7 protein-coding genes and 3 pseudogenes are annotated in these 10,762 nt (G+C 65.0%); 6 read left to right on the top strand and 4 right to left on the bottom strand.

Annotated features, from left to right (window positions below):
- Positions 1-114 precede the first annotated feature (114 nt).
- Positions 115-570 (bottom strand): annotated as a pseudogene (locus tag QZV94_RS15710) (IS110 family transposase); the annotation flags it as partial.
- Between the two features lie 426 nt (positions 571-996).
- Here QZV94_RS15710 and QZV94_RS15705 point away from each other — a divergent pair.
- The 6 genes and pseudogenes from QZV94_RS15705 to QZV94_RS25215 all read left to right on the top strand — a co-directional run.
- Positions 997-1,422, top strand: a pseudogene (locus QZV94_RS15705) (IS110 family transposase); the annotation flags it as partial.
- 507 nt (positions 1,423-1,929) lie between these two features.
- A complete protein-coding gene (locus QZV94_RS15700) occupies positions 1,930-4,659 on the top strand; it encodes a TonB-dependent receptor (protein WP_293678845.1) in 2,730 nt (909 codons plus the stop codon).
- Between the two features lie 488 nt (positions 4,660-5,147).
- Positions 5,148-5,366, top strand: coding sequence for a hypothetical protein (locus tag QZV94_RS15695; RefSeq protein WP_293678844.1), 219 nt, complete (start codon positions 5,148-5,150; stop codon positions 5,364-5,366).
- A 27-nt stretch (positions 5,367-5,393) separates the two neighbouring features.
- Positions 5,394-5,579 (top strand): TrbG/VirB9 family P-type conjugative transfer protein, encoded by a 186-nt coding sequence (locus QZV94_RS15690; RefSeq protein ID WP_293678843.1) that lies wholly within the window; start codon positions 5,394-5,396, stop codon positions 5,577-5,579.
- A gap of 577 nt (positions 5,580-6,156) precedes the next feature.
- Complete coding sequence (locus tag QZV94_RS15685) at positions 6,157-6,660, top strand: hypothetical protein (protein ID WP_293678842.1); 504 nt, start codon at positions 6,157-6,159, stop codon at positions 6,658-6,660.
- Between the two features lie 377 nt (positions 6,661-7,037).
- Positions 7,038-7,133, top strand: a complete 96-nt coding sequence (locus tag QZV94_RS25215; RefSeq protein WP_367254576.1) for an integrase core domain-containing protein — start codon at positions 7,038-7,040, stop codon at positions 7,131-7,133.
- Between the two features lie 228 nt (positions 7,134-7,361).
- On the opposite strand, the pseudogene QZV94_RS15680 reads toward QZV94_RS25215, so the two are convergent.
- From QZV94_RS15680 to QZV94_RS15670, 3 genes and pseudogenes are all read right to left on the bottom strand, one after another.
- A pseudogene (locus tag QZV94_RS15680) lies at positions 7,362-8,343 on the bottom strand (IS481 family transposase).
- Between the two features lie 390 nt (positions 8,344-8,733).
- Entirely contained in the window at positions 8,734-9,138 is a 405-nt protein-coding gene (locus QZV94_RS15675) for a hypothetical protein (RefSeq protein ID WP_293678841.1), read from the bottom strand.
- Between the two features lie 614 nt (positions 9,139-9,752).
- Positions 9,753-10,762: efflux RND transporter permease subunit (locus QZV94_RS15670; protein ID WP_293678840.1), on the bottom strand; the 1,010-nt coding region annotated here is incomplete at its 5' end.

Genomic DNA, 10,762 nt, shown 5'->3' with positions numbered 1-10,762 from the left:
CTTGCTGACCGAGGGCTAAGTCCAACTGACATTGGCGTCAATTCGTTTAAGCTCTTTCCTTGCCGGGCAATGCTGAACCGCAGATCGGCTTGGCGAAGGCGGGGCTCTCGCCGGCCGCATTTGCTGCAAACGAGGTTTGCGTGGATCTCGCCGAAGCGCTCATGGTTCGTAATGCCCTGCGAGAAGAGCGGTCCTTTAATCCGGTTGACGTGCTCGACGCGGTCAGCCGTCAGTGACCGGCGTTCGCGACAGATCTGCGCCCGGTCCTCTTCTTCGGGCGTCGGCGGCCTCACCATGGCGCAGACCCGAGGCTCGCCGCGCTTGTAGGCAAAGCAACGCGCGAACCAGGGCTTCACCGTCGATGCTGTCGGTCTTTGCCCGTCGGCGTCGTCGGGAAGTCGCGATCGAAGCTGGATCCACCGCGTGGCTTTCAATGCCGTGGCATCCACACCCGCTTCCTGAATCACCACCAGCGGGAATGTCCGACCTACCCACGGCGTGCACTTGGCCTGTAGATGAGACGCGTCAGGAGGCCGCGATATCGCCAGCTGGTGACTGGCGCCTCGACATCCTTTCTCCGCTACCAGGCGAGAATGAGGTGACCAGCCAGCTGGATAGGCTGAGCTCGAGTGACACGAAAATCGTACCGATGTCATTGCGGGCAACGGACGATTCGCGGCTGGAAGTGCGACGAGGACATGGCTGTCTCCAGGGTGAAGTTGCGACACCACCCTGCCGAGCGGATCGCGATCTTCCCCGTGGGATCTTCAATCAGGAACGCCACCTGATCACCCGAGACCTCTACCGCGAACGATTGCTCAGCCGCCCTGGCGGAGTGGCGGAGGTCATGGGCTAGGGCCGCGCCTCCCCTGCCCTTGCTGCGCCTTGCTGGAAAGCGGTTGCCGTTAGACTGATGGGGCGGACGGCCCTGTGACCGGCGTCTGAGCGCCATAGGATGGTCGTTGTTGAAGCAACCTCCAGCAGGAGCCGGCCGCCATGCAGGTTACCACCATCAGTCTCGATCTCGCCAAGAGCGTCTTTCAGGTCCAGCCGTCGATGTCCCGGCAAGGTGGTCATCAGGGAGAAGCTGGGCCGGGCAGAGGTGCTGAAGTTCTTCGGGTCTCTGCCGCCCTGCCTGCTCGGCATGGAAGCCTGCGCCACCGTCCACCACTGGGCTCGAGGGCTCTCTGCGCTCGGCCCATGAGGTGCGGTTGATGCCACCCAGCTATGTGAAGGCGTATGTCCGGCGGCAGAAGAACGACGCTGCCGACGCGGAGGCGATCTGGGAAGCCGTCACCCAGCCGTGCCCGTCAAGAGCGCCGATCGGCGGGGGTGCTCTTGCACGGGACCCGCGATCTGCTGGAGCGGCAGCGGACCATGCTGAGCAACGCGATCCGTGGGCACTGCGCGGAGTTCGGGATCGCCCAGCTGACCCATCAAACGCCAAATGAGCGCGTAGAGAACGCAGACACCCGACCGCGTCGATCAGCTCAGGACCGAGCAGCCGCCCATTGACCCATTAGAGAACACAATCGGTCGGACTCTGCCGTCGGCCTCTACGCGCAAAGCCGACGTCACCGGACAACGGAGCCATCGCCGCTCGCCACCGGGGCATATGCGACAGACGGTGCTTCAAATCTCGAGCCGAGCGGAGTCGCTGTCTGGTGCAACGGATCGCAACGAAACCTTGTATTCGGTTAGGTCCGCTGAGGACTTGGACCATGAGGCAGCCATTCGCTTCGAATGCGAGGCTCCGAGGCGTCGGGCACGTTCTTTCCTCGGCGTATTGGCAACGGCGTTCCTCGTGTCACCGCCCCCTCGGATCTGATCGACGACGTCCGCGCCTGCGATCGCCGTCTAAGCTCTATCCTACTGGCCAGCGCCGGGGGAATGTAGAATATTTATCAGAGCGGCGGGGAGGCCGACAACATGACTCTTAGAATCGATCTTCTGGTGTCGAGCGCTCTCGCCATTGCGGCTATCGCCAGCACAGCCAACGCCCAGCCCGCCAACGTCATCGAGGAATTGGTCGTCACCGCCGAAAAGCGCGAGCAGAGCCTGCAGGACGTGCCGGTCGCTATCTCCGCCTTCACCAGCAAACAGCGCGACCTGGTCGGCGTCAACTCGGTCCAGGATCTCACCAACTTCACACCGGGCTTCACTTATCAGTCGGGCAACGACCGGGCCAGCATGCGCGGCATCGGCCGCCTGACGAACGTGCACGCCGTCGACGGCGCCGTGTCGATCTACATCGACGGCCTGTTCACCACCTCGACCGTGCTGGCCGGCGGCCCGCCGCTGGACGTGGAGCGGGTTGAGGTACTGCGCGGGCCACAGGGCACGCTGTACGGCCGCAACGCTATTGGCGGCACCGTCAACGTCATCTCCGTGCGGCCGACCAAGGACTTCTACGCCGAGGTCCGCGCGATCGCGGAGAACTACGGGTTCACCAACTTCCAGGCCGCGGTGTCTGGACCCATCGCCGACAACCTGAGGTTCCGCGTCTCGGGCTACAAGTTCGACCAGCGAAAGGGCTACTTCAAGAACCTGGCCGGCGGCCCGTCGGAAGGCAGCAAGCGGGACGAGTACCAAGTCCAATTCCAGCTCGAAGCAGACCTTGGCGAGAACGCCGAGCTGTGGGTCTCCTACAAGACCCTGGCCTGGCACAACCGCGGCGGTCCCGGCGCGCGCGCCGGCTATCTCAACGGCCCGTATGAAACCGGCCGCCTCGATCCGAACTTCTCGATCGTCTACAACTCCGCCCACGGCTACACGCCGGAAACCGGCGTGAACGGCATCGTCCCCGGCAGCCTGCGGCAGTTCGGCAAAACGAACATCATCGTGAATCCCGCTTTGGAGGATGCACACGAGTTCAACACGAACACGCCCGAGCGTGTCAGGCTGCGGGACGTCAATTCGCTGACGACCAACTTCGTGTACCATTTGCCGAGCATCGACATTAGGTACGTGGGAGGCATTCAAGAGTATAAATACGACCTCTACGGCGACACCGACGCGACCAACGTCCAGTCGTTCCAGATACCACTGGCACCCGGATCGATCTGTGGAACCGTTGGCGCCCTGTTCGCGTCCGGACGCTCGACGGTCAACTGCGCTCCTTTGACCGTAAACGGAGACAATACGTTCCACTATTTTGAGTATCCGAAATGGTACAGCCACGAAATCAACATCTCTTCGACTACCGATGGTCCGTTCCAATGGATCGCGGGCGCGTACTACTACAACGAAAAATACACCGGGACCGGCAGCACCGCCGACTTTTTCCTCAACGGTCCTTCCAGCCTCCGCACTCCGATCCTGGGCGCTGCGCCGAATCCCCGAGGCCTCTGGTCGACGGGCAACTACGACCTGACGACCGAGAGCAAGGCGGTGTTCGGGCAGGTGGACTGGCAGGCGACGGGGACCCTGAAGGTGACCGCGGGCGTGCGCTACACCAAGGACAAGAAGTTCGGCTCCGAGTTCCGGCGCATCATCTGTAACTCCGACGCCTGCTACCCGGGCCTCTATCCGGCCCTGGGCCTCAGCGCCTTCGGTCCCGGCACGGCCGCCAACTGGGGCAGCCTCCTCGGCAACCTGACGGCTCTGCCGGCCGTCGGCCAGGCACTGGGTCTCGGCAACGCGCTGGCTCCACTGGGTGGCCTCGGCAACGGGGCCATGGACCTCACAGACACGCTGGCGCCGAAGAGCACCGCGGGCCTGATCGAAGGGGTCACTAGCCCCTCGGTCTGCACGGAAGGCGTATGCCGTCAATACACGATCGGCTCCAATGGCATCGCCAGCCGCCAGCTTGGCGATACGTCGGACGCCTGGACGGGGACCTTCGGCGTCCAGTGGGAGCCCGACGACGACACGATGGCCTATGCCCGCTACAGCCGCGGCTACAAGGCCTTCGGCTTCTCGGCCGGAGGGTTCCTGGCCGATCCCAAGGCGGATGAAGAGACCGTCAACTCTTACGAGATCGGCCTGAAGAAGAACGTGAGCTCCACCCTGCAGGTGAACGCAGCACTCTTCTATCTCGATTACCGGAACCTGCAGGCGCCGGTCACGGTGCGCGTGGGCCCGACCAACGTCGGTCAGTTCGTCAATATCGCCAAGTCGCGGTCCAGCGGCCTGGAGTTCGGCGCGATCTGGCAGCCGATCCGGCCAGTACGCCTGACGGTGGACTACGGTTATAATCCGACGAAGATTCGGAAGAGCATCACGCTGGTCGATACCAACGACAACATCAGCACCGGCCCCGTCAGCGTGGTCGGAAACCAGCTACCCCAGGCGCCCAAGCACAAATTGGCGTTGAACGGGTCCTACACCTTCGAGTTGGAGCCCGGCGCCCTCACCCTTGGTGCGACCTATCTTTACCGGTCCGAGGCCTACGCCAACGTCTTCACTCGAGAATACAACAAGGCCCCTTCCTGGGATCAGGTAGATCTCCGCGCCCACTGGGCGCCGGCCGGCGGCAAGTACACAGTAATCGCCTACGTCAAGAACGTGTTCAACACCGAGGGCTACCAAGCCGCGCTCGCCGGATCGAGCCGCAACAACAGCCCGACCGTGCCGTCGGACCGGTTCGCCACGGGCGCCCAGGAGGTGGAACTCACCCCGCCCCGCATCTACGGTATCGAACTCCAGTACCGGTTTTAGCGAGTCCGGAACGGCCACCGGGGGCGCTCCGGCGCAAGGCGGGAGCCTATACCCCGCGGCCCGCGTGAACTTGATGAGGTTAGTCCGGGATCGTCCCTCCCGCTGTTGAGCGGGACGATCCCTGATTCCGTCGCGTCATTCTGCGGAACAACTACCTGCCCGCGCGAGAATCAGGCCCGTACCCCAACTCGATGGCGCTTCTTGTGGAGCGCAGCGACCTGACCGACGAGCAGCTGGGTCCTCGCCGCCGGCTACGGCCTGAACCCTAAGACGGTGCGCAAGTGGCATGGGGCTTGAGTCGACCTAGACAGCCGGTGCGCCCACGGTCTCCAGCGCCGAAGAGCGTCATTCTAACGCCAGCCAGGACGCGAGGGGCCTCGCGCCAGAACTCTCCTGCCACTCGATGATGTGCTGGGCTGTTTGACGGAGCGCCGTCCCCAGGCTCAGTCGTAGCGCTGTTCGGGCGAAGGCCCTGACCAGACCATGTAATGATCAAGCCGCTGGTGCGTGGGCTGGAGACCAACCTGGTCCTCGCCACCAACCGCCTGCTGCAACTGCGCAGCGGCGAAGCCCATACCTTCAACACCGCGGTCACGTGGGATCTGGGATCGGTGATGGACGGCGCGACGCCCGCGACGACCACCTCTCCGGCGCCGGCCACCCTCTCGTGGAGCCGCAAGGGCCACTCGATGCAGGGTTCCGGATAAAGCCCAAGGGCCGCCCCCCCGGCGTTGATGCCGTCTGCGGTCGCCAGCGATGGCGTGCGCACGTTCCTGAGCTTCCCGCCTGGCGTCATTGCTGCGGAGGCGCCGGCCCTCTTCGCCCTCAGCCCCTCGGGCAATCCGCAGCTGGTCAACTATCGCCAGCAGGGCGCCCTTTGGTCGTCGACCGCGTGCTCTCCGCCGCCGAGCGCCGCGTAGGGGCCGGTGCCCGCAGGTGGTGCGGATCGAGCGCACGGGCCCGGCGTCGTGAGCGAGACCGTGACCGGTAGATCAGGCGGTGGGAATTTTGGGCGAGAGAAGGTTCACGAAAGAGCGGATCGTCGCGATCCTGCCCGGCAAGGGGTCCGGTGTTCTGGGTGACGCGGCCCGAACCAATACGCCCGCCTCCGCGGCCGCCTCCGTCGTCCAGCCGCTCGACACCCAGCAGGCTCGACCCGACGGTGCCAGACGGGCATTCTTATGGACGTTATCCCGCGCCTCCCGGTTTAGAGGTTGAGCTTCGCACCCCCTGTTTCAAACCGACCTGGCGTGAACAACCTAGTAGCTTCTACAAATAGAACCCCGTATCGTGTTTGCGGCACGGAGGAGTCCTGACCGTGACAGATTGCGAGCGGCCCCAGACGCCTAACGGCGCTCAACGCGCGAGGCCCAGGCGTCGCCGATGCGCCGCGCGCACGGCTCCCGGAAGGTGACGCCATGCGCGCGTTTCTCCAAGAGGTCGGCTCCGGGACTCGCGAGATTCGCCTGATGCCTGCTAAGCTCTCGAAAGCATTTAATGAAGATTTCGCGCCCTGACGAGGTTTTTGCACCCACGCGGGAAAATATCGCGGCTTTGCGGAAGGGGGGCAGATATGTCCTAGCCTTCTCTCTCCAGCGCTCCAAGATAATAACGGAAGCCCTGCGGTTGCTGGCAACTCGTGGTGTGACTACAAACATCACTGAAGCCCGGGAACTAACGCTACACGGCAATATGAGACATTCAAGCAGAGTCGATACCTGCAGCCTCACCTGCTTAATAGATATTATGAGCGAGCACATTGCGTCTGAGGTCTTTCCGTCGCGAGCCGAAGGAGATCGCGTCGTTCGTATCATGACGCAGTACCGAGACCTCTCAAGGGCGCTGGCTCAAATTGAGGACCCGGGCACGGCCGAGCTGTGGGCTGCGAGCGTGCTTACCGCCTCATCCGTGGGATTCGACGTTCACAGCCTGTGGTTCGGTGATCTGGCCGACGACCTGAAACCGCCTGAGGACTTGCTCGAAGGGGCGGCGGGGAGTTAAGAGCGAAGTGAAGTCGGCGTACGTCTGGGGTAGCCCACGTAGGTCTGCCAGGACTAACCGATGCACGGCTGCATTGGCCCTAGTCAGCAAGACACTCTCAGGCGCGCGTAACCGAGTTGGCGCCCCGATGACCAGAGGCCTGTGATCTGCCCCTTTCTGATCCCTGGATTGAGTGAGAGTCCGGGACACCCTGAGGAAATGCCGATGGCCCTGCCGGACGGCCCGAACCAGCGCTGGAGCCTGGACTACGCGGCCGACACGCTGAACGGGGGCCAGCGGCCGGGCTGCTATATCATCATCGCGACGACGGCACGGAGATGACCAGCCGGGCGATGCTGGAATGGATCAAACGCACCGACGTCGAGAGTCATTAGATCGTGGCGGGCAAGCCGCAGCAGAATGGCTTCGTCGTGAGCTTCAACGGTAAGCTGCGCGACGTGTGCGTGACTAGGATGAGGTCTTCGCCAACCTAGCCGAGGCCGCGCTTTGATCGAGCGCTAGCGGCTCGACTACAATCACATCAGGCCGCACTCGCCGCACGGCGGGCTGACGCCGGAAGCGGTGCGGTTGAACCGAGCGGCCGGCCGGCTGCACAACTTGATCAGCTCCGCCTGTCGGCCGCTTCAGCCGGCAATGGAGATGCGCTACCAACCCCCTGAGGTCTCACAAGAATCGAGGAAATCCGCGGGGCAGGTCAATGGTTAATCTATTCGAAGCGGTAGGTTGTGGAGTCTCATCAGGTTGTCCCGATCTAGGCCGAGGCGGCTGATGGGGGTGAGTGAGTTTATTCCGCCGTGCGGTCGATGCCAGTTGTAGCGATGGAGCCAGACGGGCAGCTCGGCGGCTCGGCGGCTCGGCGGTCTGATGTGGGGTAGGCGTGGGCGTAGGCCCATTCTCGCAGCGCAGTTTGGATGAAGCGCTCGGCCTTGCCGTTGGTCTTCGGCGTGTAGGGCCTGGTTCGGATGTGCTTAAGGCCTGCCGCGGCGCAGGCTTTGCGGAAGGCCTTGGACCGGTAGCAGGAGCCGTTGTCGGTCATGCCCGAGTGACGGCGACGCCGAGGCTCTGGAAGTAGGCCAGGGTCGCCGCCAGGAAGGCCACGGCGCGTTCCTTCTTCTCGTCGGGCAGGATCTGGCTGAAGGCCACGCGGGAGGCGTCGTCGATGCAGACGTGGACAAACTCCCAGCCGCTGCCGCGCGAGCTGGCGACGCCGGTCTGCTTGCCGGTGATGCGGTGGCCGGTCCGCTCGAAGCGCCCCAGCTTCTTGATGTCGATGTGGATCAGTCCGCCGGGCGTCGCGTACTCGTAGCGCACGGGCGGCTCAGCCGGCTCCAGGTCCCGCATCCGGCTCAAGCGGGCGACCCGCAGGATGCGGCTGACCGTGGCCGGCGAGACGCCCGTCTCCTTGGCGATCTGCTGGCCGGTGAAGCGCTGGCGGCGAAGCTCGATCACCCGCTCCACCACCTGGCGCGCGGTGGGCCTGCGTAGCCGCCGTGGCCTGGAGGACCGGTCTTCCAGACCCGTCAGACCTGCGGCCTGGTAGCGCTCCACCCACTTCCTGACGGTCTTGGCGGTCGTGCAGAAGGCTTCTGCCACCGCCGTCTCCGCCTGCCCTCCGAACAGCACCCGCCACACCATCTCGCCTCGACTGCGCGGCGTCGTCCAGGCATTCCTATGCAGGTTCATCCGATCCTCCGAGACTCGCTGAAGCGTCGCAACTCCAGCCTTCCCGGTCCCGACCGGATGGACAAACTATTGAGAGCTCACAGCTAGATAACGCCCAGGACTACGCCCGAGCATTGCGGAGAGGGCCGGCCGGCACGCTCGTCGCGGACCGCGCCCCGGTCCGCCGCATGTCGAGGTCGGCCGCCGCCGCCACAGCGTCGGCGTACGCGCGGGCGCGCTCGGCCGCCGGGTCCCGCGGGCACACCGCGCCAATCCCAAGGCTGCAGCAGTTCGCCAGGAGGTACAGCAGATCGCCCCCAGGCAAGCGTTGCGCTTGTCTCGCCGGCCTCGCCCCCCGATCGTGGAAGGTCAACTCGTACAGCCCTCCCGGCCGCGCACGGCGCGTCGCCCCTATTCACGACAGCCCTGGGACACATCTCCCTCTAGACCGCTAGACTGTACTGCACCATACAGATGGCCGCCCTCAGCGATCAGATGCACGTAGTCGGTGTGCGGCAGGACGTCGAAATCATCCAGGCGCAGGCGCGCGATGATGTCGGGCAGCAGGGCCTGGAAGGCCGCATAGTCGTCGACGATGGCGCCGGACCCCGGCAGCGGGTCGCCGCCGCCCCGGCCGGCGTTCAGCCAGTCGCGCACCGCCTCGATCAGACGCGTCGTGCCGTTGCCGTGGGCCTCGATGTCCAGGCCGGAAATGTCGGAAAGGGTCTGGTCATTCCGGTGCGGCTCGGCGTCGAGGATGCGGCGTCGGCGCCGCGCGGCCGGTCCCTTGAGCCGCAGGCCCAGGTCGGCGCCCAACTCGAGAGGCCGTTCAACCGCGGCAGGCCCGACGAACTGTCCGGCTCGACGCGCGAGACGTCGTGGACGGAGAACTCGCACGAGGTGATCAGATCCAGGATCTTGTCGAAGCGAACGACTGCGCTGTCGGATTCGTCGAGGCACAGCGCGGGACGAACTCGCAGGCGGCGATCGCGAAGCAGATCGCCCGAAAGAGCGGCCTGTAGGCGGGGTCGAACGGGCAGTTGATGAAAGACCGAGCGCCGCCGCGGCGGGTACTTGCCCCCGGCGAGGGCGTCGGCATTCTTGCCCACGGCGTAGGTCACCGCGTCCTTCAGCCTGGTGAGCGCGGTCTTCGGCCGCGCCGGTGGCGCCTGCAACTTCACGCCGCGGTACCAGCCCGCGCGGTTCGCACGAGGTGGGGAAGACGTCGGTGTCGCGGTCTTGGCGGCCATGGCTTCAATATGCGTCGCGTGGGGTTTCGGTTCAATTGTGTCAGCCCGCAGGTTTTGGTAGGTCCGGCGGCGGTTGGGCCGTCCTGGCTGCGCAGAGGGCGGTCGTGGAGGCGCACCCGTCGCGAACGACCGCTTGCCTGCAGTGTCACCAGCCTCCCAGGCCGCTGCTCGCAGCGGCATTCATGCCGCGTTCCTCGGCGAACCCGGCTCATCCGCCTTTGGCGCAACTGGCGCGACGATCGGGATGGCGGGGGCCGCGCTGCGGCGGCGCCAGACGCGCGCCCTCAACGCGCTGATGCTGTCCGGCAGCATATAGGCGGCCGGCACCACCAGAAGCGTCAACAGGGTCGAGGTGGTCAGTCCGCCGATAATGATGAAGCCCATGCCGTTGCGCCACTCCGCGCCATCCGAGGTAGCGAACGCAACCGGCACCATGCCAAACACCGCGGCAAGGGCCGTCATCAGCACTGGACGCAGGCGCTCCGGCGCCGCCTGCGCCATCGCCTCGGCCCGGCCGGCCCCCTCGGCCCGCAGCTGGTTGGCGCGGTCGACGAGTAGGATCCCGTTCTTCATGACGATGCCCATAAGCGCCAGGAGCCCGATCTGCCCGAAAAGACTCATCTCCTGTCCCGAGGCCCAGAGCGCGGCGAAGGCCCCCGAAAAGGATAGTGGCGCCGTGAGCATGATGAGCACGGGCTGGCCGAAGCTGTCGAACTGACTCGCCAGCACGATGTAGAGCGCGATGATCGCGAGCAGAAAAGCAAACCCGATCGCCGTACCGGTCTCGGCCATTCGCCGGGCCTGTCCCTCGATCCCGATCGTGATGCCCTCCGGCGGTGCGTTGTTGGCGAGTAGCGCATCTACGCGCTTGACTGCTTCGCCCAGTGCGATGCCGGTCGCGGCATTCGCGGAAATCGATATCTTTCGCGCCCGATCCTGCCGGTCGATCTGAGCCGGACCGCTTGCGACGCCGACTTCAGCGACCTGGCCCATATCGACCAGACCTCCGCCGGCCCCGCGCGTCTGGAGGCGCGTGATCTGCTCCGGGGACTGGCGCTGGCTTTCCTCGAGCCGCAGGCGCACGTCGTAGCGCCGACCCCGGTCCTCGAAGGTTCCGGCCTTGACGCCGCCAATCAGCGTCTGGATGGTCGTCGCCAGCCCGCGCGCCGAAACCCCGAGGTCGGCCGCTC

The sequence above is a fragment of the uncultured Phenylobacterium sp. genome (assembly GCF_902826855.1).
Taxonomy (GTDB): Bacteria; Pseudomonadota; Alphaproteobacteria; order Caulobacterales; family Caulobacteraceae; genus Phenylobacterium.
The sequence above is the reverse complement of the archived record's forward strand: the minus strand, read 5'-3'. Positions and strand labels throughout refer to the sequence as shown.

Excerpts from the sequence above, each read along its gene's own strand:
- QZV94_RS15685 (WP_293678842.1), top strand. The coding sequence starts at position 6,157 with ATGAAGATTTCGCGCCCTGACGAGGTTTTTGCACCCACGCGGGAAAAT.
- QZV94_RS15700 (WP_293678845.1), top strand. The coding sequence starts at position 1,930 with ATGACTCTTAGAATCGATCTTCTGGTGTCGAGCGCTCTCGCCATTGCG.
- QZV94_RS15690 (WP_293678843.1), top strand. The coding sequence starts at position 5,394 with ATGCCGTCTGCGGTCGCCAGCGATGGCGTGCGCACGTTCCTGAGCTTC.
- QZV94_RS15695 (WP_293678844.1), top strand. The coding sequence starts at position 5,148 with ATGATCAAGCCGCTGGTGCGTGGGCTGGAGACCAACCTGGTCCTCGCC.